Below are 238 nucleotides of genomic sequence, written 5' to 3'. Positions count from 1 at the left end.
CGCCCTTTATTTGACAAGCCTCCGGGCCTCGCGTACATTCGCCGCACGCGTCGGGAGAGCGCGCTGGCCGCTGAATTCGCAGGCCGCGCCGCCGAAGGGGCACACCCGGAAACTCTCAGGCAAAAGGACCGACCGCGTCGAAAAACTCGCGCCCACGTAACAGCCAGGCAATACGCTGGCAAAATCGAGGCGCGGTTTTTCGCACTCTGGAGAGCGGCAGTAGCCGTCTGCGTCGCAC

The 238-nt window shown here is 64.3% G+C and carries 1 riboswitch.

The window, feature by feature from the left end:
• The first annotated feature begins 41 nt into the window (after window positions 1-41).
• A riboswitch (glycine riboswitch) is annotated at window positions 42-142 on the top strand.
• The last annotated feature ends 96 nt before the right edge of the window (window positions 143-238 follow it).

The sequence above is a fragment of the Paraburkholderia sp. SIMBA_053 genome, from assembly GCF_046534895.1.
In the GTDB taxonomy this organism is placed as follows: domain Bacteria; phylum Pseudomonadota; class Gammaproteobacteria; order Burkholderiales; family Burkholderiaceae; genus Paraburkholderia; species Paraburkholderia caledonica.
The sequence above is the reverse complement of the archived record's forward strand: the minus strand, read 5'-3'. Positions and strand labels throughout refer to the sequence as shown.